21 protein-coding genes and 2 pseudogenes are annotated in these 24,388 nt (G+C 59.3%); 9 read left to right on the top strand and 14 right to left on the bottom strand.

Going from position 1 to position 24,388, the window contains the following annotated elements; translation table 11 throughout:
• Nucleotides 1-246: 246 nt before the first annotated feature.
• The 6 genes from ABNP31_RS13000 to ABNP31_RS12975 form a co-directional block, all read right to left on the bottom strand.
• Nucleotides 247-663, bottom strand: coding sequence for a RidA family protein (locus tag ABNP31_RS13000; protein WP_350013379.1), 417 nt, complete (start codon nt 661-663; stop codon nt 247-249).
• 12 nt (nt 664-675) lie between these two features.
• The gene (locus ABNP31_RS12995) at nt 676-1,509 is read right to left on the bottom strand and encodes a phytanoyl-CoA dioxygenase family protein (RefSeq protein ID WP_061302288.1); all 834 of its coding nucleotides are present in this window, start codon (nt 1,507-1,509) and stop codon (nt 676-678) included.
• Between the two features lie 106 nt (nt 1,510-1,615).
• A complete protein-coding gene (locus ABNP31_RS12990; protein WP_061302287.1) occupies nt 1,616-1,915 on the bottom strand; it encodes a c-type cytochrome in 300 nt (99 codons plus the stop codon).
• 110 nt (nt 1,916-2,025) lie between these two features.
• A complete protein-coding gene (locus ABNP31_RS12985; protein ID WP_061302286.1) occupies nt 2,026-2,526 on the bottom strand; it encodes a hypothetical protein in 501 nt (166 codons plus the stop codon).
• A gap of 277 nt (nt 2,527-2,803) precedes the next feature.
• Complete coding sequence (locus tag ABNP31_RS12980; RefSeq protein ID WP_238066304.1) at nt 2,804-4,240, bottom strand: TolC family outer membrane protein; 1,437 nt, start codon at nt 4,238-4,240, stop codon at nt 2,804-2,806.
• A gap of 12 nt (nt 4,241-4,252) precedes the next feature.
• Nucleotides 4,253-4,492 (bottom strand): hypothetical protein, encoded by a 240-nt coding sequence (locus tag ABNP31_RS12975; protein ID WP_238066303.1) that lies wholly within the window; start codon nt 4,490-4,492, stop codon nt 4,253-4,255.
• A 174-nt stretch (nt 4,493-4,666) separates the two neighbouring features.
• On the opposite strand from ABNP31_RS12975, the gene ABNP31_RS12970 reads away from it, so the two are divergent.
• Nucleotides 4,667-5,758, top strand: a complete 1,092-nt coding sequence (locus ABNP31_RS12970) for an efflux RND transporter periplasmic adaptor subunit (protein ID WP_236222162.1) — start codon at nt 4,667-4,669, stop codon at nt 5,756-5,758.
• Nucleotides 5,755-8,871, top strand: coding sequence for an efflux RND transporter permease subunit (locus ABNP31_RS12965; RefSeq protein ID WP_238066302.1), 3,117 nt, complete (start codon nt 5,755-5,757; stop codon nt 8,869-8,871). Before ABNP31_RS12970 ends, ABNP31_RS12965 begins: the two co-directional genes overlap by 4 nt.
• A 127-nt stretch (nt 8,872-8,998) precedes the next feature.
• Here ABNP31_RS12965 and ABNP31_RS12960 read toward each other — a convergent pair whose 3' ends face one another.
• On the bottom strand, nt 8,999-9,214 hold the full coding sequence (locus tag ABNP31_RS12960) for a YodC family protein (protein WP_061302283.1): 216 nt from the start codon (nt 9,212-9,214) through the stop codon (nt 8,999-9,001).
• A 219-nt stretch (nt 9,215-9,433) separates the two neighbouring features.
• Here ABNP31_RS12960 and ABNP31_RS12955 point away from each other — a divergent pair, with 219 nt between their 5' ends.
• From ABNP31_RS12955 to ABNP31_RS12945, 3 genes are read left to right on the top strand one after another with little or no spacing between them, the layout of a single operon-like run.
• Nucleotides 9,434-10,576 carry a MexC family multidrug efflux RND transporter periplasmic adaptor subunit gene (locus ABNP31_RS12955; protein ID WP_217190467.1) on the top strand — a complete coding sequence of 381 codons (1,143 nt, stop codon included), beginning with the start codon at nt 9,434-9,436 and terminating at the stop codon, nt 10,574-10,576.
• Nucleotides 10,577-10,591: 15 nt separating this feature from the next.
• Nucleotides 10,592-13,720: an efflux RND transporter permease subunit gene (locus ABNP31_RS12950; RefSeq protein WP_217190394.1), complete on the top strand. Its 3,129-nt coding sequence runs from the start codon at nt 10,592-10,594 to the stop codon at nt 13,718-13,720.
• Nucleotides 13,720-15,123, top strand: coding sequence for an efflux transporter outer membrane subunit (locus tag ABNP31_RS12945; protein ID WP_238066301.1), 1,404 nt, complete (start codon nt 13,720-13,722; stop codon nt 15,121-15,123). The genes ABNP31_RS12950 and ABNP31_RS12945 overlap by 1 nt, the downstream gene beginning before the upstream one ends.
• Before the next feature lie 78 nt (nt 15,124-15,201).
• Here ABNP31_RS12945 and ABNP31_RS12940 read toward each other — a convergent pair whose 3' ends face one another.
• Nucleotides 15,202-15,762, bottom strand: coding sequence for a TetR/AcrR family transcriptional regulator (locus tag ABNP31_RS12940; protein ID WP_217190389.1), 561 nt, complete (start codon nt 15,760-15,762; stop codon nt 15,202-15,204).
• A gap of 784 nt (nt 15,763-16,546) precedes the next feature.
• Here ABNP31_RS12940 and ABNP31_RS12935 point away from each other — a divergent pair.
• Nucleotides 16,547-16,891: pseudogene (locus ABNP31_RS12935) on the top strand (DNA-binding protein); the annotation flags it as partial.
• 2 nt (nt 16,892-16,893) lie between these two features.
• Here ABNP31_RS12935 and ABNP31_RS12930 read toward each other — a convergent pair.
• The 4 genes and pseudogenes from ABNP31_RS12930 to ABNP31_RS12915 form a co-directional block, all read right to left on the bottom strand.
• Nucleotides 16,894-17,043 (bottom strand): annotated as a pseudogene (locus ABNP31_RS12930) (VOC family protein); the annotation flags it as partial.
• A gap of 1,112 nt (nt 17,044-18,155) precedes the next feature.
• Nucleotides 18,156-18,569, bottom strand: coding sequence for an alternative ribosome rescue aminoacyl-tRNA hydrolase ArfB (arfB, locus tag ABNP31_RS12925; protein WP_085664890.1), 414 nt, complete (start codon nt 18,567-18,569; stop codon nt 18,156-18,158).
• 154 nt (nt 18,570-18,723) lie between these two features.
• The gene (locus ABNP31_RS12920) at nt 18,724-18,993 is read right to left on the bottom strand and encodes a DUF3077 domain-containing protein (RefSeq protein ID WP_063914697.1); all 270 of its coding nucleotides are present in this window, start codon (nt 18,991-18,993) and stop codon (nt 18,724-18,726) included.
• A gap of 536 nt (nt 18,994-19,529) precedes the next feature.
• Complete coding sequence (locus ABNP31_RS12915; protein ID WP_085664854.1) at nt 19,530-19,952, bottom strand: hypothetical protein; 423 nt, start codon at nt 19,950-19,952, stop codon at nt 19,530-19,532.
• 218 nt (nt 19,953-20,170) lie between these two features.
• Between ABNP31_RS12915 and ABNP31_RS12910 the strand changes: the two genes are divergently transcribed.
• Nucleotides 20,171-21,097, top strand: coding sequence for a LysR family transcriptional regulator (locus ABNP31_RS12910; protein ID WP_023663224.1), 927 nt, complete (start codon nt 20,171-20,173; stop codon nt 21,095-21,097).
• Nucleotides 21,098-21,117: 20 nt separating this feature from the next.
• Here ABNP31_RS12910 and ABNP31_RS12905 read toward each other — a convergent pair whose 3' ends face one another.
• Nucleotides 21,118-21,579, bottom strand: coding sequence for a Rid family hydrolase (locus ABNP31_RS12905; protein ID WP_015270292.1), 462 nt, complete (start codon nt 21,577-21,579; stop codon nt 21,118-21,120).
• 263 nt (nt 21,580-21,842) lie between these two features.
• Here ABNP31_RS12905 and ABNP31_RS12900 point away from each other — a divergent pair, with 263 nt between their 5' ends.
• Both ABNP31_RS12900 and ABNP31_RS12895 read left to right on the top strand, forming a co-directional pair.
• The gene (locus ABNP31_RS12900) at nt 21,843-22,529 is read left to right on the top strand and encodes a hydrolase (RefSeq protein ID WP_003258732.1); all 687 of its coding nucleotides are present in this window, start codon (nt 21,843-21,845) and stop codon (nt 22,527-22,529) included.
• Between the two features lie 173 nt (nt 22,530-22,702).
• Nucleotides 22,703-23,107, top strand: a complete 405-nt coding sequence (locus ABNP31_RS12895; RefSeq protein WP_085664856.1) for a helix-turn-helix domain-containing protein — start codon at nt 22,703-22,705, stop codon at nt 23,105-23,107.
• Nucleotides 23,108-23,123: 16 nt separating this feature from the next.
• Here ABNP31_RS12895 and ABNP31_RS12890 read toward each other — a convergent pair whose 3' ends face one another.
• Nucleotides 23,124-24,302: an MFS transporter gene (locus ABNP31_RS12890; protein ID WP_238066300.1), complete on the bottom strand. Its 1,179-nt coding sequence runs from the start codon at nt 24,300-24,302 to the stop codon at nt 23,124-23,126.
• Nucleotides 24,303-24,388 lie beyond the last annotated feature (86 nt).

The following is a 24,388-nucleotide window of genomic DNA, read 5'->3' as shown; positions in this document are numbered from 1 at the left end:
GTCCCCGGCGTGTTGAACTGCGAGGTGCACTCGTACCGGCGGAAGTGGTGGCTGTTCTGGAAGGTGACTTGGAATCAGGCATGGGGTCTCAGGATTTCAGGACGAAAACGTTTCTGGATCAGGTGGCTGGCTTCCACGGTTGGCTCAGCATAGAGAAATCGAGCGTGGATTACACCTGCCTGAAGACAGGAATGATTCTCCACGCCGATTGAAGCGGCAGCCGGGCCTTTGCCAATCACCGCCGAGTCAGGCGCTACCGCTTCCTGCTACAGCTACCGCGCGAATCTCCACTACCAGCTCTGGCAGGGCTAGCTCTGTGATACCGACCGCAGTCCAGGAAGGATACCGTGAGGGGAAGTATTCATCCTTGATACTGGCGAATACTGGCATGTCAGCCCGTAGCCGGGTGTGAAAAGTGGTCAGTTCGACCACATCCTCCAGGCCTGCACCAGCCGCTTGCAGCACCTTGGCAAGCGACTGGAATGCCAGGTGTGTCTGGGCTGCCACGTCGCTTTCAGGTTTCATTTCGCTGTCGATGCCGACCTGCCCCGATACCCAGATGAGGTCGCCAACGCGGGTTGCCTGGGAATAGTGAAACTGATCGTAGAACAGCTGGGTTGGCGGTGGATTGATCGATAGCCGTTTCAAGGGGGTGGTATTCATGGTGCCTCCTGTTCAGACAACCTGGCGGAAGGTGGGATGGCGAAACGCGGCACCGGCCGTGAGCTGCTTGAGCTCTTCGGTGAATAGCACGCCTTGCGGTGGGTATCCCGCTTTGCTTTCCTTCGGTAGCGGCTTGAAGGTGGCGTCGTCACCGAAGAAGCGGAAAACGAAGGTGTGGCGGCTGGGGAAGTCGCTGTCGACTGGAGCGCCGCCGTGCAAGGACGCCGGATGCAGCAGGATCACGTCACCGGGTTCGGTGGCCCACGACAGCACATCGTAAGCGTGTGGGTTCAGTTTGCGCTCGGCTTCGATGTCGGGCAGGCGGGGAAGGGCGCCGTTGTCGTGCAGCGGTTGCGTCGGATCATCAGGGTCGGCGAACGTGGTGCCATCGTAGCGTGGCCCACGATGCGAACCACGGATGATCTCCAGGGCGTTGCGTTGCGGGATGGATTCGAAGCTGATCCAGGCATTGCCCCAATGCTCGCCGGCCCAGGGCAGGTAGGAGGTGTCCTGGTGCCAGAGGGTCCGGGAGCCTTGCCCGCCGGCTTTCAGGAAGACCTCTTCAGCAAAATACCAGACATTCCGCGAACCCCAGATCCGGGCAAAGAGGTTGCCCAGCGGCAGGGTTTCGACAAGCGCTTCGAGGCGCTGTTTGGCCACCGGGTTGGCATTGTCGACATGCGACTGCTGCGTAGTGCCAGCGAACATTCGGGTTGCATGGGGACCATGGTTTTCCACGGCCCAGTCATACGCTTCACGACAGCGCGCCAGTTGCTCCTGGTTCAGAAGCCCCTTGACCAACACGGCGCCATCTTCATGAAAAGCCCTGCTTATCGAGTCTTGCATGAGCGTCCTCCCGGACCGTTTTTTTGTAGGTATCCAGGAGGCTAGCAAGCAGTCACATATATGACAACAACAGTTATGTGAATATGTGTTTCTGAGAACAATCAGCTCAAGGCTTGGACATCCAGTCGATCACCGCTGCATAGTCCTCTGCTGTGCAGTCCATGCACAAGCCGCGGGCAGGCATGGCGTTGAAACCTTCCGTGACATGCTTGACCAGCACATCCTTGCCTTGAGCGAGCCGCGGCTTCCAGGCTTCGGCGTCACCTTTCTTCGGCGCCATCGGTAGCTGGCCGTTATGGCACATCTGGCAACTGCGATTGAACACGCTCTCTGGGGGCTGTGCCGCATGGGCCAGGGAGGTGAGTGACACACAGACGGAAAATATCGATACCAAGGCGCTTTTCATGGTCATGCTCTCAAGATTTTGTTTTTAGATAAGGGATATTGTTATAGCGCTCGCGCCTGGCTTGCGAAGTTGCTACGCATCTCGTCCAGGACGGGCATCACTATGCTGTCCTACTCCGCTAACGGAGTTTTCCGGCTGATATCAAGTTCGAGTAGCGCGTCCAGCTGTGTTTCAATCTGCAGGAAACGCATGGCGCGTTTAGGGGAAACAGCACTAGCGATGCGCCGTGTGTACTTCTCACGGAGTTCTATGTGGTCTTCCTGGAGGGTGTAAATCCGATCGAGCAACTCTGTGGCCAGCTCATCGGTCACATAGCCTTTGTTATAGGCCTGGCCGTAGTCGATCATGGTTTCCAGGATGTTCTTGTTGATTTTCAGGGCCTCTGCCCGGTAGGTGTTATAGATCGGCCAGAATTTTTCGTTTTCCTGACCCTCCAGGCCCATGTTGTTTTTAACCACGATTTTGCGTTTGTAGTCGGCATCATCCAGGTTGTTCTGTATCTGTGCCTGGTTCTGTCGCATGACGTCCTTGCCCGAGGGAAGCTCGTGCTCGGCAGCCAACAATGGCAGGCTGCAAAATGCAAGTAGCATAGCGGTGGTTCTTAAAAGCATTTCTATTCCTTGGCAATTGCCCGGGGGGAGGGCGGCGCATTATTTGAACAGTGCTGTCGTCAGCGTCTGATCGATTTTTCGCGAAGTAAGTCCTGGGATACAGCTGTGCTGGCTTTCGGTAGTTTTGTGAGGGGCGAAGTCATTCGTGATTACCCTTTCCATGTGAGCCCCTCACGTGTAGCGAGATACCTGGAAATGTTCTTTATGGATTCATATGAGCCAATAAAGACTCACTGGGGTCGAATCTATCACTACCCTGATACGCAAGCAAGACGCCTCAGCGGCTGCGCTCGAGATTCTTCTGCGCTGCAGCCGCCAAATCCGGCGGCAGGAAGTCCTTGTCCGGGTTGTAGTCCGGCTTCAGGTACCGCTTGAGGTCCTCCAGGTCTTGCGGGCTCAAGGTGCCGGCCGCCTGCTTCAGGCTCAGGTTGTCGAGGATGTAGTCATAGCGGCTGTTGTTGTAGTCGCGCACCGAGGTGTACAGCTGACGCTGGGCATCGAGCACGTCGACGATGTTGCGGGTACCCACCTGATAGCCGATCTCGGTGGCTTCCAGCGCGCTCTGGTTGGAGATGATCGACTGCTTGCGCGCCTGCACCTGTTCCACGTCGGTGTTCACCGCGCGGTGCAGGTTGCGGGTGTTTTCCACCACCTGGCGGCGCAGGCTTTCGCGCTGCTGCTCGCTCTGGCTCAGGCGCTGGTAGGCCTCGCGCACCTGCGAACTGGTCAGGCCGCCGCTGTAGATCGGGATGTTCAACTGCAGGCCGATGCTGGTCTGCTCGACGTCGCCACTGTAGTGCACGTTTGGCTGGGCAGCCGAGTTGGTGAAGCCAAGATTGTCGTTGTCGCCTTTCTGGTACTTGGCAACCGCATCCAGCGTCGGCGCATGGCCGGCCTTGCGCTGGCGCAGGGTTTCCTCGGCAGCGGTGACCGCGTGGTTGGTAGCCAGCAGGTTGAGGTTCTGGCGCCCGGCGGTTTCAACCCAGGCCTTGGCGTCGTTGGGCGTTGGCACCTGTACCGGTAGGGTATGCACCACGCCCTGGATCGAGGTGTACTCGCGGTTGGTCAGGGTAACCAGTGCCTCGAAGGCATCCTGTACCTGGCGCTCGGCAATGATCCGGTTGGCCCGTGCCGTGTCATAGCTAGCTTGGGATTGCAGTACGTCGGTCTTGTCGGAAAGGCCGACGTCGAACCGTTCGTTGGACTGGTCCAGCTGGCGCTTGAAGGCAGCTTCCTCAGCCTTGGTCGCGGCCAGGTTGTCCTGGGCGCGGAGCACGGCGAAGTAGTTTTGCGCGGTTTGCAGGATCAGGTTCTGCTCGGTCGCCGACAGCTCCAGTGCCGCCTGTTCGTTGACCGCCTCGGCCGCCTGCAACTTGAACCAGCGGTCAGCGCGAAAGATCGGTTGCGCCAGGGTCGCGCTCCAGGTATTGCCGCTGCGGTTGCTGGTGGCCGACGGCTCGTCGAACTTGGTGCGGGTGTTCTGCATCTCGGCACCGGCCGAAAGATTGGGCAGCAACCCGGCACGGGCCTGCGGCACCACTTCGCGGCGGGCGCCATAATCGGCGCGGGCTGCAGCCAGGTCAGCATTATTGTCGACCGCTTCCTGGTAGACGCTGACCAGGTCGGTCTTCACTGTTTGGGGCACGTCAGCTGCCCAGACCACTCCGTTGGACGCACAAGACACGGCTATCGCCAGTGAGAGTTTGCGCAGCATGGTGGCAATCCTTCAGTACTGATTTGTGGATACGTATTCGGCTTGGCTTGTCCCGCCTTTGGCGGCCGTTTTGTCGAACAGCCTGAGGTCGCAGCACTCGGCGCACAGGCGCTTGCCCTCTATGCACATGGATAGGACTGCTTTTACAATAACGAGTGATATGCTAATGCTTGGGTCGTGCTGAGGCAACGGTTGAACAGCGGTAATTGCCTTGTGTTCAGTCACGGCCTTTGGATTGCGTACCTCGCCCATGCTGTGACAGCTCCTGCTGAGCCTGGACAAGGAGGTAGTGACGAGCAGAACGCTGTTTTGCTTTGCGCTTGAGGCAAGCCCCCTGCAGGAGCAGGGAATGTATCGAGAAACCGGCTGCGAATGCGCCCTGGGGCACCAGCCGTGCGGAACCATTTCATGAAGAGGGCATTTGACATGACGCTGCTCAAGTCGGTACTGGCATGCGGTTTATTGGGCAGTCTGGGCCTTGCGCTTGTCGGGTGTCGTGAGGAGGTTCGTTCAGAGGAACCGCTACGCGCCGTTCGGACCCAGATCGTAAAGGCCGCCACCATCGGTGAGGAGGTTGCCCAGACGGGAGAGGTACAAGCTCAGGTCGTGACCGATCTCGGCTTTCGCATCGGCGGGCGCGTAGCCACTCGAACCGCGGAAGTCGGAATGAGCGTTGCCAAGGGGCAGGTTCTGGCGACGCTCGAACCTAATGATGTGCAAAATGAACTGCGGGCCGCGGAAGCCGAATTGACAAGTGCCGAAGCGACCGAGCAGCTTGCCAGGTCTCAGTTGAGCCAACAACGCACGCTGTTTGACAAACAGTTCGTCGCGCGTGTACGTGTTGAAGAGGCCGAGGCAAACTGGCGAGCCGCGAACGCAAGACTGAATGTTGCGAAAACCAGATTGTTTACGACACGCGACAAGCTTTCCTACACGGAGCTGCGTGCGCCAAACGCAGCCATCGTCAGCGCTGTCGCTGTGAACGCAGGACAAGTCGTCGATGCGGGGCAATTGGCGATCAAGCTGTCCTCGACAAACGACCGCGTTGCAGTCTTCAACGTGTCCGAGCGGCTTTACACATCGGTTCCGTCCGATGTGAAAGTGGAAGTGGCACTCGTATCTGACCCGTCGATCAAAGTCATCGGCTCAATTCGCGATGCAAGCCCTACTGCTGATGTGGCAACACGTACTTACCGGGTTCGTGTTGCTTTACCGGATGCGCCTCCTGTTATGACGCTTGGGGCTACCGTGACCGGGCGCCTTGTTTTGAGTGGCAAGCCTCTGGTCATCCTGCCAGCCTCTGCATTGACCAGTGACGGTGGTACGCCTGCTGTATATGTCGTCCAGCCCACCACGCATGAACTTGTGCGCAAACCAGTCGTAGTTGCGCGCTACACGGCTGGCCAGACGATCATCGAATCCGGGCTAACGGAAGGTGAGGCGGTCGTAACCGCTGGGGTGAGCAAACTCAGACTTGGGCAAAAAGTCTCGTATGACGCAGAGCAGGTGACGAAATGAGCTCGAAGCCAAAACTCGATAAAGAGCAGTCAGGCTTCAACCTCTCGGCGTGGTCGATCGGTCAAAAGCCTCTAATGTTTTTCCTGATGCTCATTACGCTCGTGGGCGGAATGAGCAGCTATGAAAACCTGAGCCGAAACGAAGATCCTGCATTCACCATCAAAACCATGGTGGTGGCTGCGCGCTGGCCAGGCGCGAACATTGAAGACACGACGAACCTGCTGACTGATCGGCTGGAAAAGAAGCTGGAAGAGATACCCTATCTCGACCGACTCGATAGCTACACGCGTCCCGGCGAAACCGTCATCATGGTCAACCTGCGTGATGATGCTCCGTCGCGGATCGTACCTGACGCGTGGTACCAGGTTCGCAAGAAAATGGCAGATATCGGCGCAACGCTTCCGGCGGGTGTTCAAGGGCCATTTTTTGACGACGAGTTTGGCGATACCTATGGCCAGATTTTCGGCTTTACCGGCGAAGGCTTTTCCGATCGGGAGCTGCGTGACTACCTTGAGGGAGTGCGTGCGGAGCTACTGCGCCTTCCCAGCATTGGCAAGGTGCAACTGCTCGGTGTGCAAGAGGAGCAGATCGTCGTGGAGTTTTCGCCTGCCAGGCTTGCGGCTTTTGGCTTGGACGAAGAGGCGATCCTGCACGCGCTGAAGGCGCAAAACGCTGTCATTCCTTCCGGAACGGTACGGTTGCCTGATGACAAGATCGCTCTGCGAGTGAGCGGAGGGTTTGCCTCCGAGGAAAGTTTGCGCAGTTTGACGTTGCGAGCTGACAACCGGTTTGTGCCACTGACCGAGCTTGTCGATATCCGGAGAATCCCGGCCGACCCGCCAGCGCCATTGTTCCGGGTGAACGGCGAAAAAGCGCTCGGCCTTGCCGTTTCGATGGCCGCAGGCGGCAATCTCCTGGAGTTTGGAGAGGCGGTGCGGGCCCGTATGAATGAGGTCGGAGCGACCCTTCCCTACGGTATCGAAATGGCGCTGGTAGCCGACCAGTCTACTGTCGTGAAGCAGGCGGTTAGCGGGTTTTTGACGGTGTTGGCTGAGGCAGTTGCGATCGTCCTGGCAGTGTCGTTTCTGTCACTCGGTGTGCGTGCCGGCCTGGTTGTGAGTATTTCGATCCCGTTCGTGTTGGCGCTGACGTTCATCGGGATGGAGATCATGGGTATCGGTCTTCAGCGAATCTCTTTGGGCGCGTTGATTATTGCGTTGGGGCTGCTTGTCGATGACGCGATGATCACCGTCGAGGCCATGGTCGGGAAACTGGAAGAAGGCTGGAACCTGTCGCGGGCGGCGAGCTTTGCCTACGAGTCAACAGCGTTTCCAATGTTGACGGGCACGCTCGTCATGATTGCCGGATTCATTCCAGTTGGCTTCGCGGCTTCAAGTGCCGGCGAATACTGCTACTCGATGTTCATGGTGGTATTGATTTCATTATCAGCATCCTGGGTGGTAGCGGTTCTGTTTTCACCCTTGCTTGGCACCCTGATTCTACCTAAGGCTCTGCCGCACCATGAGCATGGCGGAGGTAAACTCATGGGCGCCTACCGGCGGGCCTTGGGCTGGGTTCTGCAGCATCGCGCAATAACGCTCGGCGCTGCAGTCACGGCTTTTGTCGCCTCCCTCGGCGCTGCATCTTATCTTGAGCAGCAGTTCTTTCCGCCCTCGGACAGGCCAGAGCTGCTGGTAAGCCTGACGCTGCCGCAAAATGCTTCCCTGGATGCGACGGAGCGCGAAGCGGCAAAGCTCGAGAAGTTGCTTAAAGCTGACCCTGCTGTCGAGCGTTTTTCAACCTATATCGGCTCTGGGGCTATCCGTTTCTATCTGCCCATGGAAGTTTTGCTGCAGAACGAGAACATCACTCAAACTGTCGTGATCGCCAAAGGGGTCAAAGAACGGGATGCCCTGCAGGCACGCCTGGCTGAGAGTTTCAAAACAGAGTTTTCCGGCCTCATCGCGCGCGCGACTCCGCTTGAGTTGGGCCCGCCGGTGGGCTGGCCGTTGAAGTACCGTGTCACCGGCCCGGATCAGGCCACGGTCCGTGATTTGGCGTCGCGCCTGGCCAACATTTTATCTGCCAACTCCGACACCCGTGAGGTCCACCTTCTATCAGGCGAGCCGCAAAGAAGCGTCCTGGTCAAGGTTGACCAGACCCAGGCACGAGCATTGGGCCTGTCTTCAGAGGACGTTGCCAGTGCCTTGGCGACGATTTTCTCTGGTTCTGCGGTGACCAGTGTGCGTGACAAGGACCGTCTTGTGGACGTGATCGTACGGGCGCAAAGCGGCGAACGGACCGACCTTGCGACCCTTGCGAACCTGCAGATACGTACACCTCAAGGCCATACCATTCCCTTGAGCCAGATTGCTGTCCTCAGCTATGGCGTCGAAGACCCGATCATCTGGAGACGGCAGCGTCTTCCTTTGATCACTGTTCAAGGGGATGTTCGCGAAGGGCTCGAGGCTGCAACAGTTGTGCAGGCACTGGCGCCAGCGGTAGCGGATTTTGCTGCGCTGCTACCCAAGGGCTACAACATCGCGACAGGCGGAGCAGTCGAGGAGGCTGCCAAAGGCAGTGCGTCACTGGCTGCTGTTCTGCCTATTACGGCGTTGGTGATGTGCGTGCTGTTGATGGTGCAGTTGCGTAGTTTCTCGCGGATGTTCCTGGCGCTGGCGATGGCGCCGTTCGGCTTGATCGGTGTGGTCATGGCGATGTTGCCGACCGGGACACCTATGGGGTTCGTCGCACAGCTTGGTGTAATTGCACTTGTCGGTATGATCGTCCGCAATGCCGTTATCCTGATCGAAGAAGTGGATATCAACATCAGTACCGGCCAGTCGCCGCGTGAGGCTATCACGCATGCCGCCATTCACCGGGCGCGCCCCATTGTGTTGACGGCGTGTGCGGCAATTCTTGGGATGATTCCAATCGCGCCTCAGATTTTCTGGGGGCCCATGGCTTTTTCGGTCATCGGCGGGCTTGCCGTTGCCACGATCATTACGTTGACCGTTCTACCCAGTGCCTTGTCGCTTTTGCTGCAATGGGAACATCGAAATGTTCAACCTCGACACGCGGAACATTCAGAGGTGTCGCAAGAGCACAACTAGGGTCGGCGAAATGGCCATCTGAACGAGCTGGCATCCAGACCCGAAGATACCGGCGCCGATAACATCGATAACCAAGGTTCAACCTTGGTTATCGTTTTCTACGGGCCGTTGCCAGTTCCGCGTCGCTTTATCGCGTGGTGCCACCTGGTGCTTCTTTCGCGGCTTGCAGAACGATGGTGTCAAACCATTTCTCCATGAAGGCGTCATTTTCGAACCACTGACATAGCGCAAATGCCGTTGCGGGAAAGCCGGAGATGGAACGCTGTTGCCTGATGTTCGTGATGGTCATCCGCGGGCCACCGCTTTTGATGGTGACGACATCGCCTCTAAACAGGTTTTTCATCCAATACCTCTGTTGTGTTTGCAGTGCTCTGTAGGCGGCTCGCTGCGCCTTGGAGGAAAGCCGGTGATCAACTCGCGATCAATGCCGAGAGGCGGTGCAACGTGGCACGGCCGCGATCAGATGATGCATGTTCTTTTTTGATTCTAATGAGACAGAATTGACTCAATAGTGATTCGAAGATATCATCCGGGTCGTTTTCAATCAAGGCTGTGGTGAATGATGGGCAAGATACATACGATAGGGATGGGTGGGCTGCTAGCTGTTGCGGTGGCGTTGGCCGGTTGCGGAGCGGGTGAGGAGCCACAGGCCGCCTCTGCAGCGGTTATGCCCGTGGAGACCGTGACGGTGACGACCGAACAGTTGGCGCTCGCCTCGACGCTGCCTGGCCGGGTCGAGCCGATGCGCGTAGCCGAGGTGCGTGCCCGTGTGGCCGGTATCGTCTTGCACAAGCGTTTTGAAGAAGGTGCCGATGTCAAGGCCGGCGACGTGCTGTTCCAGATCGACCCTGAGCCATTCAAGGTGGCCCTGGCGCGCGCCGAAGGCGACCTGGCGCGTGCTCAGGCGGTACAGCAAGAGGCTCAGGCGCGGGTCAAGCGCTACGAGCCCCTGGTCAAGATCGAAGCTGTCAGCCAGCAAGATTTCGATAGTGCCACCGCCGAACTGCGCAGTGCCCAGGCCGCTGTGCGTACGGCACAGGCCGACGTGCAGTCCGCACGCCTGAACCTTGGCTACGCCACGGTAACCGCGCCCATTTCCGGCCGCATCGGGCGTGCCCTGACCACCGAAGGTGCGCTGGTCGGGCAGGGCGACGCCACGTTGATGGCACGCATCCAGCAGCTCGATCCGATCTACGTCGACTTCACACAGTCTGCCGCCGATGCCCTGCGTCTGCGTCAGGCGCTCACGGAAGGTGCCCTGACAGGCGGCGAAGATAAGGTCCTGAGCGCCCAGGTCGAAGGCACCGGCTACCAGCGCGAAGGCGCACTGATGTTCACTGATGTCGCGGTTGACCGCGGCACGGGCCAGGTCACCTTGCGCGGGCGCTTCGACAACCGCGACGGAATCCTCCTGCCAGGCATGTATGTGCGTGTGCGCACCCCACAGGGCACCGACCAGCAGGCCATCCTGGTGCCGCAACGGGCGGTGCAGCGTGGCAGCGACGGCATGGCACGGGTGATGGTGGTGGGATCCGACAACCTGGCCGAGGTGCGCAGCGTGCGTACCGGCGTGATGCAAGGCTCGCGCTGGCAAATCAGCGAAGGCCTGCGTGCCGGTGACCAGGTCATTGTCGGCAGCCCGGCCGGATTGGCCCCTGGCATGCCCGTGGCGCCGGCTCAGGCGCAACAGGCCGCGGCGCACTAAGACGAGGTTAGCGAGATGTCCAAGTTCTTCATCAATCGGCCGAATTTTGCCTGGGTCGTGGCGCTGTTCATTTCCCTGGCCGGCCTGCTGGTGATCCCGGCGCTGCCGGTGGCCCAGTATCCCAGCGTGGCGCCGCCACAGATTTCCATCACCGCCACCTACCCGGGGGCTTCCGCCAAGGTGCTAGTGGAATCGGTGACCAGCATCATCGAAGAGTCGCTCAACGGCGCGAAGGGCCTGCTGTACTACGAGTCCACCAACAACTCCAACGGTGTCGCCGAGGTGATGGTGACTTTTGAACCCGGTACGCTGCCGGACATGGCCCAGGTCGATGTGCAGAACCGCCTGAAGAAGGCCGAGGCGCGTATGCCCCAGGCTGTGCTGACCCAGGGACTGAAGGTGGAGCAGGCCAGTTCGGGCTTCCTGCTGATGTATGCCCTGACCAGTGCGACAGGTGGGCGCGACAACGTAACGGCGTTGGCAGACTATGCGGCGCGTAACATCAATAACGAACTGCTGCGCGTACCCGGCGTGGGCAAGCTGCAGTTCTTCGCCTCCGAAGCGGCCATGCGCGTCTGGGTCGACCCGCAGAAACTGGTGGGCTACGGCCTTTCCATCGACGACATCAGCAATGCCATCCGAGGTCAGAACGTCCAGGTACCTGCTGGCAGCTTCGGCAGCACGCCGGGCGCCAGCGAGCAGGAACTGACCGCGACCTTGGCCGTGCAAGGCACCCTGGAAACCCCCGAAGCGTTCGCCGGTATCGTTCTGCGTGCCAACCCGGACGGTTCCAGCGTGCGCCTGGGTGATGTCGCACGCATGGCCATCGGTAGCGAGAACTACAACCTGTCAGCGCGCCTGGATGGTAAACCCGCAGTGGTAGCTGCAGTGCAACTGGCCCCTGGAGCCAACGCCATCCAGACCGCGACGCTGGTCAAGGAACGCCTGGCGGAACTTGCGCAGTTCTTCCCCGAGGGCGTCGAGTATTCGGTGCCCTACGACACCTCGCGCTTCGTCGACGTGGCCATCGAGAAGGTGATCCACACCTTGATCGAAGCCATGGTGCTGGTGTTCCTTGTGATGTTCCTGTTCCTGCAGAACGTGCGCTATACCCTGATCCCGTCGATCGTGGTGCCGGTGTGCCTGCTCGGCACGCTGATGATCATGAAACTGCTCGGTTTCTCGGTGAACATGATGACCATGTTCGGCATGGTGCTGGCTATCGGCATCCTGGTGGACGACGCCATCGTGGTTGTGGAGAACGTAGAGCGCCTGATGGCCGAGGAAGGGTTGTCCCCGGTAGACGCAACCATCAAGGCGATGGGGCAGGTGTCCGGAGCGATCATCGGTATCACCATGGTGCTGGCAGCGGTGTTTCTGCCGCTGGCGTTCATGTCCGGCTCGGTGGGGGTGATCTATCAGCAGTTCTCGGTGTCGCTGGCGGTATCGATCCTGTTCTCTGGCTTCCTGGCCCTGACCTTCACCCCCGCGTTGTGCGCCACGCTGCTCAAGCCGGTAGCACATGGGCATCATGAAAAGGGCGGTTTCTTTGGTGCTTTCAACCGCACATTCGCCCGCATGACAGAACGTTACTCGGTAATGAACAGTGCCCTGGTGGCGAGTGCCGGGCGTTGGATGCTGGCCTACGTGGGCATCCTGGTGGTCCTCGGTTACTCCTATGTACGAGTACCTGAGGCTTTTGTCCCCGCCGAGGATCTGGGCTACGGCATCGTCGACGTGCAGTTGCCGCCGGGCGCCAGCCGGGTGCGTACTGATCACACTGCCGAGACACTGGAAGCTTTCCTGATGTCCCGAGAGGCTGTCGCCAACACTATTGTCGTGACTGGTTTCAGCTTCTCGGGCCAGGGCGAGAATGCCGCGCTGGCTTTCCCGACCTACAAAGACTGGTCGTTACGTGGCGAGGAGCAATCCGCAGCAGCTGAAACTGCCGTGGTCAATGAGCAGTTCGTTGCCAACGGCGACGGTGCCATCACCGCGGTCATGCCGCCGCCAATCGACGGCCTGGGCAACTCCGGTGGTTTCGCCCTGCGCCTGATGGACCGTGGCGGCCTTGGGCGCGAGGCATTGCTGGCCGCCCGCGATCAACTGCTGGCCCGCGCCAATGACAACCCGGTGATCCTCTACGCAATGATGGAAGGCCTGGCCGAGGCGCCGCAGTTGCGCGTGCAGATCGACCGCGAGAAGGCCCGCGCCCTGGGCGTGAACTTCGAGTCGATCAACAACACCCTGGCCACCGCCTTTGGTTCTGCGGTGATCAACGACTTCAGCAACGCCGGGCGCCAGCAGCGCGTGGTGGTGCAGGCCGAGCAGGGCGCACGCATGACCCCGGAGAGCGTGCTGCACCTGTATGCGCCGAACGCCCAAGGCGAGCAAGTGCCGTTCAGTGCCTTCGTCACCACCCGGTGGGAAGAAGGGCCGGTGCAACTGGTGCGCTACAACGGCTACCCGTCGATCCGCATCGCTGGCGACGCGTCGCCGGGCCACAGTACCGGCCAGGCCATGGCCGAGATGGAGCGCCTGGTCAGTGAGCTGCCGCCGGGGATCGGCTACGCCTGGACCGGCCTGTCGTACCAGGAGAAGGTGTCCAGCGGCCAGGCCGCCGGCCTGTTCGCCTTGGCCATCCTGGTGGTGTTCCTGCTGCTGGTAGCGCTCTACGAGAGCTGGGCGATCCCGCTGACGGTGATGCTGATCGTGCCGATTGGTGCGCTGGGCGCGGTGTGGGCGGTACTGCTCACCGGTCTGCCCAACGATGTGTATTTCAAGGTTGGCCTGATCACCATCATCGGCCTAGCGGCGAAGAACGCGATCCTGATCGTCGAGTTCGCCAAGGAACTATGGGAGAAGGGCTACAGCTTGAGCGACGCCGCCATCGAGGCCGCGCGCCTGCGCTTCCGCCCGATCGTGATGACCTCCATGGCCTTCATCCTCGGCGTGGTGCCGCTGGCCATCGCCACCGGCGCTGGCGCGGCCAGCCAGCGCGCCATTGGTACCGGAGTGATTGGTGGGATGCTCAGCGCAACCTTGCTGGGCGTGGTGTTCGTGCCGATCTGTTTCGTCTGGGTGCTCAAGCTGCTCAAGCGCAAGCCGGCCCACATGCAACACGCTGTCGAGGTGGTGAAGTAATGGTCATGGGTAATCTTGCAATTCCATTCGCGCTGGCCTGTGCCCTGGTCGGCTGCTCGCTGGCGCCGACCTACCAGCGCCCCGAGGCACCGGTGCCGGCGCAATGGGGCAATGCCACCGGGCAGCAGGGCCAGGCCGTGGCGCAGCTGGACTGGCAGGCGTTCATTGTTGACCCTACGCTGCGCCAGCTGGTCGGCAGCGCACTGGGCAACAACCGTTCCCTGCGCCAGGCCTTGCTCGATATCGAGCAGGCCCGTGCGCTATATGGCATTCGGCGTGCCGACCGCATGCCAGGGCTGAACGCCGGCGCTTCGGGCAATCGCCAGCATTTACCGTCGGACCTTTCCAGCGATGGCCGTGAAGGCGTCAACAGCACTTATCAGGTAGGGCTGTCGCTGCCGGAGTACGAAATCGACTTGTTCGGCCGCGTGAAAAGCCTGAGCGACGCAGCGCTTGAGCAGTATCTGGCAACCGAGGAGGTCAGCCGGGCTGCACATATTGCCCTGATCGCCGAGGTCAGCCAGGCCTATCTGACCCTTGATGGCGCCGAGCGACGCCTGGCGCTGACTCGGAAGACCCTTGGCAGCCGCGAAGACTCCCTCGCCCTGGTCGGCCAGCGCCGCACCGTAGGCACCGCGACAGCGCTGGACCATCAGGAGGCACTGGGGCTGGTCGAGCAGTCGCGGGCAGAGCTGGAGTCCATCCTGCGCGAACAGCAGCAGGCTTACAACGCTCTGGTGCTGCTGCTCGGTAACGCCAGCGCGGCCAAGGTGATCCCTGCCCAACGGCCTGAGGCGCCGATGGTGTTGCAGGACATCGCCCCGGGTGCACCGTCGGCACTGATCGAGCGGCGTCCGGACATTCTTGCCGCCGAGCACCGGCTGCGGGCGCGTAACGCTGATATCGGCGCGGCACGGGCGGCGTTCTTTCCGCGGATCAGCCTGACCGGCAGCTTCGGTACCTCCAGCGCGCAGATGTCCGGGCTATTCGAGGGTGGCTCGCGCAGTTGGGGCTTCATGCCGCAACTGACATTGCCGCTGTTCGACGCCGGGCGTAATAAGGCTGCCCTGAGCCTGGCCGAGGCGCGCAAGGACTCGGCGGTTGCAGCTTACGAAGGCACGATCCAGACCGCCTTCCGGGAAGTGGCCGATGCACTGGCCGCCAGTGATACCTTGCGGCGTGAGGAGATCGCACGCAAAGCGTTGGCCGACACCAGCCGGGCGAGCCTGGCACTGGCGAAGGCTCGCTACGAGGGTGGCGTGGACAGCCATCTGCGGTACCTGGATGCGCAGCGCAACACCTACCTGAACGAAGCGGCCGCTATCGAGGCGAGTATCGAGCGGCAAAAATCGCTTGTCGACCTGTTCCGCGCCCTCGGTGGTGGCTGGCCTGCGCGGGGATAGCCCATCGATCCTTTGGTTGGTCTGGCCAACCGCTTTTGCCCCTGAGCGATCAGGGGCATTTTTTTATCCGGGCATAAACTAGCGAGATGCCGCCACGGCGCCATTGAGGAAAAGATTCTCGAGCGTCAACGCAGATGTTGCACTGGCCGCGCGACCGCGGCGTTCGGCATCGACAATTCCGTAGACCAGGCTAAGAAACATCTCGGTAAACACTGCAGCGCTGATATCGATGCGGAAAAACCCGGCTTGCTGACCACGCAGGAAATAGTCGTCCAGCGCGTCGGCGTAGGCTCGCCAACCCTGGTTGGCCTCACTGCCGTCAAAGGTGTCCGGGCGGTATTGGAAGAGCAGGAACACCATCATTTCGCGGTGCTTGAAATGCTCGGTGATCAAGCGTCGCAATGCCGCAAGCGGTTCACTGCTTTTCAGATCGGCATCGGCGATCACTTGACGCAGAACTTGCTCGCCGTAACCTTCCAGCAAGCTGACCAGATTGTCTCTAGTACCGCAGAAGCGATGCAGGGTCGCCTTGCTGACACCGGCCGTTTCCGCCAACTCTTTCAGCGTGGCTCTGGGGTGGATAACAATTGCTGCGGCGAGTGCCTTGAGCAGACGTTCGTCGGTGGCTGAAAGGTGCATGGAAGATTCTCGATTACCTGAATCTGACCATTGTGCGGCAACCGAATCAAAAATGCATCATTTGAGTTCTTTAGGATTCATATGGGGCGGGGCGCGGAACTGATAGATTATGGAGCTACAAAGGGCCGTTGGGGATTAAAGTCAGCGAGCAAGAAGCATGAAGTGGAGTCCCCAATAACTGGCGCACGGGCGGTTGTCCGTAAGGATTTATACATAAGGAGCGGCCTGATGGGGGAGCCTCCATCCTACGCTCACATGCTTTCTACTGACAGCAATCCACCCGTGGCGAATCGCTTCATCGCCCTCTAATCCTCATGGCCACCCAAGCCGTCGATCGCGTGCAACTTGGCCCAGTCAGCCGGGTATTGACTAAGCGTGCTGAACGCCAGAGTCCGCAGCAACCAGGTGCAATTCGAGTCCGTCGACGCCAGAAGACTCCAACCGGCATCCCATCCTGGTGCACGCCAAGCGGACGACTATGAACCACCCTGCAACCGTTGACACCAGCGCACGGCATTTAATGATCCGCCTACAACAGAATCGAGACGGCAAATCAATAGGCGAGGGTGCTCTCCTAATTGAGCTGCAGGAGTGGCACAAACGAACGCCTATTCGGGCGAAAGGCTTCCGTGGGGCAAAGGCTTCCGATGGATTCGGTGACTTTCGTCGCCATAACCACCAGATATGTATAATTTAGTACGTTGAACGTATTATAAAACAAGTTCTCGGCCAATAAGGTCGGATAAGATTTAATTATCAGACCTAATATGGCGGAGGGCAGGGCATGGCGGTAGGCGTACCGGAAAACGACGTGTTTGCTGCAGCAGACGCGGTGCTGGCCCGCGGTGAGCGGCCGACGGTGGAGCGCGTGCGGCTGGAACTGGGGCGTGGCAGTCCGGCACGGGTTGGCGCCTTGCTGGATCAGTGGTGGGAGCAACTGGCCGGGCGTCAGCGCGGTGAAACACGACCACCCGGCCTGCCGACGGAGGTAGCGCAGGCGTTCGTGGCTATCTGGCGGCAGGCCATCATCCTGGCCCAGGGTGTGGCGGAGCAGGGGGTAGCCGGCCAGCGTCAGGTCTTAGCCGAGGAGCGCGAAGCGCTGGGTGCGCTGGAAGCGCGTGCCCGGCAGCGGTGAAGGTTTATCTTTTGATTGCCATAGCGCAGCGCTAGGCGGCCGGCACCGAAGGTTTCGAGTTGCATGCCCAGTACGCGGGTGTAGAAGTCCGTGCAGGCTTGCACGTCGCAGGTGGTGAGTACGAGATGGTCTAGGTGATCGATCACGGGCAAACTCAGCGCAGGAGGACTGACGTAATGCACTCCGGCCCGGACAATGGTAGAGCAATGAGTTGACGCGCACGCCTTATAACTATACCAAATAGTCATTTAGTGGAGTTATAACCGCATGAGGAAAAAACGAGGCTGGAGGAGGTTAGCTTACTTCCTCAAGTGATCGGTCATCTTCACGAACTACCTGACAACTAACCCTCCTAGTGCGCAGTACAGACCTACAGAATCTGCCACGAGGCGTGGGGGCTAATCTCCAGCGCTACGTTAGCACACCATAGTGCACCGTTCAAAATACAACCCGTACGAGAACAAGTAACTAGTGGCCACAGCGACGTATAAATACACCCTGTAAACCACTTTTTTTACGTGTAAACCACTGTAGTTAACACGTAAAAAAGTGGTTTACAACCGCCATAGATAGGCCTTCAAATCGGCATTTCACTGTGAAACGCGCCCATCGGAGAGCACCACGCTCTGACGCCAACTAACACGCCTGTCCGTCATCAAATCAAACGCTCATGAGATCCCGCTGCGGTGAAGACATGCTTAAAGCCTCACATCCAGGCAAAAGCATGCTTCCACATTCCGTAGCATCCCCGACGCTCTAGGCATCTGCTTGTGACCTCAAAAGACCAAAGCACTGGCGACCTCGATGTCGTGGATAGTGAATTTTGGCATGTGCGGACGCGGTTCAGCTTCGTGCCGGCTTGGACAGCAGATGGTGGACACATCGGCAACAGGAACTAACTCATGAAACAGGAGGGAAAATCGCCAGCACGTGAGCGACGATCACACGAACGGCCCGCAGGTTAGAAGTAAATTTTGAACTCGGAGGAAAAACACGGCAGTTCAGGGATTAGCTCCGAAAACGACCTAAGAATTACTTCCGAGGACTCTAGACCAAGGAGCTTTCTCTGGTCCCAAAGTGCCTCACTCGTGGTCCGGTGACCAAATGTAGACTAGCGCATAATGAGTATTATGTTAAATGACGTATTTGGAAGTGCCCGTTCATGTTTCGTCTATCACGCCCCCACACGCTTCCACGAGCTCGCAAAACCAGGCCGCCATGATTTCACTGCCTTGAGACATCTCATTTTGTACAGAGCCTAGAACTCCACCTTACCCCGACCCGCCTTGACAGTGCTGCGCCTGGCTTTTCCTTCGAGGCGACGGGTCTTCGAGCCAAGGGTCGGCTTGGTGGGACGGCGTTTCTTCTCGGTCTTGCCGGCATTGATGATCAACTCGGCAAGACGCGCCAGTGCGTCAGCACGGTTCTGCTCTTGTGTGCGGTATTGTTGTGCCTTGATGATCAACACGCCGTCGCCGGTGATGCGACTGTCACGCAGCGCCAACAGCCGCTCCTTGTAAAACTCGGGCAGCGACGAGGCGGGAATGTCGAAGCGCAGGTGCACGGCGCTGGACACCTTGTTGACATTTTGCCCACCTGCGCCTTGCGCGCGGATGTAGGTCAGTTCGATGTCGGCATCTGGCAGATGCAGATTATTGGAGATGGTCAGCATGGCATGGCCCTTGTAATTCCCCTCCATTATCACAGCCTTCGCCGCTCACCCACAGAACAAAATACGGTTGACCTCAGCCACACTGATCGAGGCACCCCACTCCGCCATTGTGAATGGCGGCCGCGTTTCGCGGACCGCCACGGGTGGAGTGAACTCAGCGCATCATACCCAGCTCGGCATCGTCCATCAGCGCCTTGGCCAATGCGCTCAGGTAATGCGCAGCCCAGATCATCATCGGCTTTTCATCCATCAACCCGACAATCGTCAGTTCCCGCACGTACCCCATCAATTCCGAAGCCTGCTCCCGAGCGCTTTTGCAAGGAATGCCGGCTTCGATGCGAAACAACGGATGGGTCTGGTTTTCACCTTGGTAGAACGTGGTCTTGCCTACGGTGGTTTTCTCGTTCGATTCGTCAGTAGTCATGGGTCCATCTCCCTAATCGTCTAGCGCCTGGCGGACAACTTCGCGGGTGATCAGCCCAGCCCAGGCAATACCTGGTTTGGGCTCAGTGCAGCGTTCACGGTTCGTTCGGCAACTGTACCTGGACGTAGTACGTGGCCTGGATGAGGGTGTCTTCGAGGGAGTGGAGGCTTTGGGGTGGATCGGGGACCATCTTCAACATTCCTATATCTCCAAATGGGCTGCACCGATCCCGCTGTCAAACAGGTTGGGTGGCAGCTGTGTGTGGGTTGACAGACCGGCGGACATAGGAAGTTCCGGCGCACGCAAGCGTGCCCCACACGCAGCCGCCATTAACAGCGCTGCAGACCTACATACCATTACGGCCTGTCAAAGCCGTGTCACTGATGAGCAGCGACAGGCCCAGACTAGAGCCCTGCCAGGGCACCCGCAACGGAAAATAGGCGGCAACAGTATCTTTGGGAAATGCCCTACAAGAAAGCGAAAAAATCTGATTTTTCGAGGCTAGTTGTAATCAATGAACAACGAACGATTCACCATCACATCAGGCAATAGAATTCCGTAACCTCTGCCACAATCTCTCCCTTCGCATCATAAAGCCTCGCCTCTGGCGTCATGGCCATGGAGCGGGCCTCGAGCACGTAGCGCTGTCCAGCCTTGAAATGCTCGTAGTCTATGGTCAGGTAGCATTGCCTTACCGTGGTACCTCCCATCAGGCTGATGCCACCGCCCCCATTTACTTCGTAGTCGAACCTGACGACCAATTCATGGCTGCCGGGGCTGACCTCAAAGAAGCGCCCGTCGCGCAAGCGTTGTTTATCCAGGCGTTCGGCCAACAGCACACGGTCATTCGGAAATGGTGTCGAGAGATCGACCCAAGCCATCTGTGGGTTGGCAGTGGGCATCGGCGCCTGGCAACCCGCAAATGCAGCGATCGCGAACAACAGTGTCAACTTGCGCATGGGTAGTTCCCCAAAGGCTCCTGGGCTCACTCTTCAGGATAACGCCGACAAGTGTCGATGTGCGCATGAAGGGACGACCGAAGCCCCCTCCTTCGCCTTCATGCTGATGCTTGGTTCACGCAGCCCCTTCTCGTATGATCGTCGCAATCTGATCTGGAACGGATTTCGTGAAGTCGTTACCTGGAAATGTCCCAATTACCCCGGTTGCCCCCAAGGACGTGAAATGGAACGTGGGCGAGGCTGCCAACCAGCTCTCTTGGGACGACCTGCGGATCATCAAAACGCTCAGTGAGTGTGGCAATCGCGCTGCCACAGCCAAGAAGCTCGGCATCAACGTGTCCACCGTCTCCCGCAGAGTCTCCCAGGTTGAAAAAACACTTGGCGTAGCCTTGTTCGATCACCGCAAATCAGGCTATCTGCTCACCATCGAGGGCGCGGAACTGCGTGCCCTCGCCGAGCGCGTGGAGCTGGACATCGTCAGCGTGACGCGGCGTGTCTCACGTGCCGGCCAGGGGCCACTCGGAAAGCTTCGTATCACCACCAGCGACTCACTGCTGCTTTACTTCCTCACCCCCATCATCGCGGACTTCAAGGCCCTCAATGAAGGCATCACGATCGAGGTGCTGGTGGGCAACGAATCACTGAGCCTTGCGCGAGACGAATCGGATATTGCGGTTCGGGCGACCAGGAAACCCGCAGAAAGCCTGGTGGGCCGCAAACTGGCCACAATCGCCTGGGCTCCCTACGGCAGCAGCAACCACACATCGCCTACTCCTCTGTTCACGGAAGGCCAGGCATGGGTTTCCTATTCCGCGGCGCTACGCGGGCTCAAGGCAACGAGCTATGTCGAAAACAGGGTCGCTGCCGAGTGCATCTCGTACCGCACCGATTCGGTTGCGGCGGCAAGTGCTGCAATCGCGGCAGGCCTGGGGGTGGGGTTTTTGCCCTGCATGCTGGGTGATATCACGCCAGGGCTTGAACGCGTCGGCCCGGTGGTGCCGGAGCTGCAGGATGAGCTGTGGCTGCTGACGCACCAGGACATCCGCAAATCGTGGCGGGTCAAAGCATTCATGACGTTCTGTGCAGCTGCCGTTGCCAACCAGAAGCCGTTGATCGAGGGCCAACTGGTACTCCCGGTCACGTAGAGCGAAACCGGGAGTGCGGGTCACTCAGCGTGTGAGCCAAGTACCGCTTTGCAGGCGATTTCGATCAGCTGTGGGCGCTGGGCAAGCCTCGAGACGCCGATGATGTTGCTGGCGCATTGAGGCCGCTCCGTGCCGTAGGCGGCCTTGCGCACCTTGCCGACCACGGCAAAGGCCGCGTCCATGTCCAGTACGTAGAGCGTCTCTTCCACGACATCTTCAAGCGTTGCGCCATACAGCGCGAGCAGCTTGGCGATATTGTCGTAGGCGGCGCGCATCTGATCCCCCATCGAAGAGAAATCACAGGGCCTGCCGTCACGATCCAGCGGTGCCGGCGCAACCAGGTTGCCTTCTTCGTCATGATTGAACTGGCCCGATACGTAGATCTCATCCCCTACCCGCCGTGCCTGCGGATACCCGTAAGAATTCTCCCACGGAACGCCCCAATAGGCGGTTTGTTTGTTGAGTGGTTGTGAAGCTGCCATCGCTTTCTCCTGGCGTAAACCGGATCAGGTAGATCCGCGTTTGCGTGCGAATCCTAGCAGCAGGATGAACAAGCGAATGGCGCATTAATGCGCTCCTGAGAGCGCAAAGGTGCGCCACCGCTTCGCTCTGCTATTCGCTATCTTGTGCTCGGACTCAAGCAACGGGCATCACTGAGGACGTCATCCAGTGCCTCAGCACAGTCTGCACAAAGCAGGCGCCGTGACTTGTGCGATGACCATCATCCAGCTGACAGGGAACAAGAATGAACAATCCAAAAACTGAAGTACTGACCCCATTCAACAGCCAACTGATCTTCATCGATCAGCAGCCACAGATGGCCTTCGGCGTTCAGAGCATCGATCGCCAGACCCTGAAAAACAACACCGTGGGCCTGGCCAAGGCAGCCAGGATCTTCAATGTGCCCACCACCATCACGACGGTCGAGACTGAAAGCTTCTCTGGGCACACCTACCCCGAACTGCTCGCCGTCTTCCCCGACGCTCCGCTGCTGGAGCGAACCTCCATGAACTCCTGGGATGACCAGAAGGTGCGTGACGCGCTGAAGAAAAACGGGCGCAACAAGATCATCGTGTCCGGCCTGTGGACGGAGGTGTGCAACACCACCTTCGCGCTGTCGGCGATGAACGATGCCGGCTATGAAATCTACATGGTTGCCGACGCCTCCGGTGGCACCACCAAGGAAGCCCACGACTACGCCATGCAGCGCATGATTCAGGCAGGCGTGATTCCGGTGACCTGGCAACAAGTGCTGCTGGAGTGGCAGCGCGACTGGAAAAACCGCGACACCTACGATGCCGTCATGGAACTGGTGAAAGAACACTCCGGCGCCTACGGCATGGGTGTCGACTATGCCTACACCATGGTGCACAAAGCACCAGAGCGCGTTCAGCACGGCCCAACCCTGGCCCCGGTTGCTGCCGCTGTCTGACCATTGCCAGCCCCTGCATCCAGGGGCTGTTCATTGACCCGCTGATGGGTACGCCGGCTGGCTGAGCCAGGCCATCGAATCGAGCGTTATCGTCTGTAGCCCGCCCGAGGCTGCAGTGGCCTGCTCTGCCCACTCGAAACGTGCGTGCCCACTTCATTGATTAATGGATTTGTATGAACAGCGATCACTGCACTGTGCTGGCGACTGTCGCACTGAAAACGACCGGGCTCCTCAAGCCCTGGCAAGTCACGACTGCCAAGAGGTTGATGCTGGAGAACCTGGACACCGGCATAACTGTTACGGAACTCGCCCAAGCCTGCTCGCTGTCGCGTAGCCATTTCACACGAATGTTCAGGGATACCCTGCATGTGCCCCCGCAGCAGTGGATGCGTGAACAACGGTTGCGCAAAAGCAAGGAACTACTGGGGGGCTCGGGAATGATGCTCGCTGAGATCGCACTGGAGTGCGGTTTCTGCGATCAGTCCCACTTCTGTCGCACATTCGTGAAGGCCGAGGGTATGTCGCCGCAGGCTTGGCAGCGACAGGCGTCCATGCTGACTGCGCCTTTGCTCAATTAGGGAGCACATTTGTACCCTATCGATGCCGCCCTACCCTCATGGTCAAGGCAGTCGCTACCAAGAGCATCATTCCACTGGCGATGAAGGTCGCCTGGTACCCAACGCCGTCATAAAGCACCCCACCTAAGGTCGCACCTACAGTAATCGCCAGTTGTATCACCGCGACCATCAGGCCTCCCCCGGCCTCGGCGTCCTCGGGCAGCATCCTGGCCAGCCAGGTGAACCAGCCCACTGGCGCACAAGTGGCAATCAAGCCCCAGCCACCAAGCAGCACCGCCGTCGGGACGACCCAGGAGCCTGTCGAAATCACAGCGAATGCGATGAAGGCCATTAGCAGTGGAATACCGGGCAGCACTCTGAACAGATGGCGTCCTACGAGCGAACCTACCATCATCGTTCCCACCAGCCCCGCGACGCCGATGATCAGCAGAAGCAGCGACAACGTGGGCACGTCCACCTGTGTCACGGTTTCCAGGAACGGGCGAAGGTAGGTGAACAGCGTGAACTGCCCCATGAAGAGGAATGCAACTGCAGCCATGCCAAGCACAACCTTGCTGTCCAGCAGCAAACGCAGGGATGCGGTCGCCGAAGCCGTACCACGCTCGCCAGGCATCGCCGGCAGCGTGAAGGCCTGCCAGATCAACGCAATTGCGGCCAAAGGTACGACGCAGAAGAAGGCCCCTCTCCAGCCGATCAGGCCGCCCAGGTAACTGCCGACCGGGGCCGCGATCGCCGTAGCCAGCGCAGTACCGCCCTGCATCACGGCAATGGCCTTGGGAACGAGGGCTTCAGGCGCGATACGCATCATCACTGCGGTGGACATCGACCAATATCCACCAATGGCGATCCCAAGCACGGCCCGCCCCAACATCAAGGTCGGGTAGTTCGGGGCAAACGCCACCATTGCACCGGAAACCAGCATTAGCGCCGTGGTGGCCAGCAGGACAGGTTTTCGATCAATACCCTGCGTCAGGGTGGACAGCAACAAACTGGTGACTACGGCGAAGAAACCCGAGATCGAAATGGCTTGACCGGCCTGGCCTTCGGTAAGCGACAAATCAGTGGCAAGTGGTGTAAGCAGGCTCACCGGCAGAAATTCGGACGCTACCAGGGCAAAGGCGCAGAGTGACATTGCCAGCACGGCGCCCCAGACCTGTCTGCTGGAATGTTGAAGGGGGATCGCTGAGCTGGTCATGGTGGTTCTCGTGCAGCAGGTTATTAAAAGCGGGTGCCCTCGCGTTACTCGAGCACTTTGGCAACATTGCCTGCCGCCCATCTTCC

The organism is Pseudomonas asiatica, assembly GCF_040214835.1.
GTDB classification, from domain to species: Bacteria; Pseudomonadota; Gammaproteobacteria; order Pseudomonadales; family Pseudomonadaceae; genus Aquipseudomonas; species Aquipseudomonas putida_Z.
The sequence above is the reverse complement of the archived record's forward strand: the minus strand, read 5'-3'. Positions and strand labels throughout refer to the sequence as shown.

Coding starts and splice junctions, on each gene's coding strand:
- ABNP31_RS13000 (WP_350013379.1), bottom strand. CDS start 663: ATGAATACCACCCCCTTGAAACGGCTATCGATCAATCCACCGCCAACC.
- ABNP31_RS12995 (WP_061302288.1), bottom strand. CDS start 1,509: ATGCAAGACTCGATAAGCAGGGCTTTTCATGAAGATGGCGCCGTGTTG.
- ABNP31_RS12990 (WP_061302287.1), bottom strand. CDS start 1,915: ATGAAAAGCGCCTTGGTATCGATATTTTCCGTCTGTGTGTCACTCACC.
- ABNP31_RS12985 (WP_061302286.1), bottom strand. CDS start 2,526: ATGCTTTTAAGAACCACCGCTATGCTACTTGCATTTTGCAGCCTGCCA.
- ABNP31_RS12980 (WP_238066304.1), bottom strand. CDS start 4,240: ATGCTGCGCAAACTCTCACTGGCGATAGCCGTGTCTTGTGCGTCCAAC.
- ABNP31_RS12975 (WP_238066303.1), bottom strand. CDS start 4,492: ATGGGCGAGGTACGCAATCCAAAGGCCGTGACTGAACACAAGGCAATT.
- ABNP31_RS12970 (WP_236222162.1), top strand. CDS start 4,667: ATGACGCTGCTCAAGTCGGTACTGGCATGCGGTTTATTGGGCAGTCTG.
- ABNP31_RS12965 (WP_238066302.1), top strand. CDS start 5,755: ATGAGCTCGAAGCCAAAACTCGATAAAGAGCAGTCAGGCTTCAACCTC.
- ABNP31_RS12960 (WP_061302283.1), bottom strand. CDS start 9,214: ATGAAAAACCTGTTTAGAGGCGATGTCGTCACCATCAAAAGCGGTGGC.
- ABNP31_RS12955 (WP_217190467.1), top strand. CDS start 9,434: ATGGGCAAGATACATACGATAGGGATGGGTGGGCTGCTAGCTGTTGCG.
- ABNP31_RS12950 (WP_217190394.1), top strand. CDS start 10,592: ATGTCCAAGTTCTTCATCAATCGGCCGAATTTTGCCTGGGTCGTGGCG.
- ABNP31_RS12945 (WP_238066301.1), top strand. CDS start 13,720: ATGGTCATGGGTAATCTTGCAATTCCATTCGCGCTGGCCTGTGCCCTG.
- ABNP31_RS12940 (WP_217190389.1), bottom strand. CDS start 15,762: ATGCACCTTTCAGCCACCGACGAACGTCTGCTCAAGGCACTCGCCGCA.
- arfB (WP_085664890.1), bottom strand. CDS start 18,569: ATGCTGACCATCTCCAATAATCTGCATCTGCCAGATGCCGACATCGAA.
- ABNP31_RS12920 (WP_063914697.1), bottom strand. CDS start 18,993: ATGACTACTGACGAATCGAACGAGAAAACCACCGTAGGCAAGACCACG.
- ABNP31_RS12915 (WP_085664854.1), bottom strand. CDS start 19,952: ATGCGCAAGTTGACACTGTTGTTCGCGATCGCTGCATTTGCGGGTTGC.
- ABNP31_RS12905 (WP_015270292.1), bottom strand. CDS start 21,579: ATGGCAGCTTCACAACCACTCAACAAACAAACCGCCTATTGGGGCGTT.
- ABNP31_RS12900 (WP_003258732.1), top strand. CDS start 21,843: ATGAACAATCCAAAAACTGAAGTACTGACCCCATTCAACAGCCAACTG.
- ABNP31_RS12895 (WP_085664856.1), top strand. CDS start 22,703: ATGAACAGCGATCACTGCACTGTGCTGGCGACTGTCGCACTGAAAACG.
- ABNP31_RS12890 (WP_238066300.1), bottom strand. CDS start 24,302: ATGACCAGCTCAGCGATCCCCCTTCAACATTCCAGCAGACAGGTCTGG.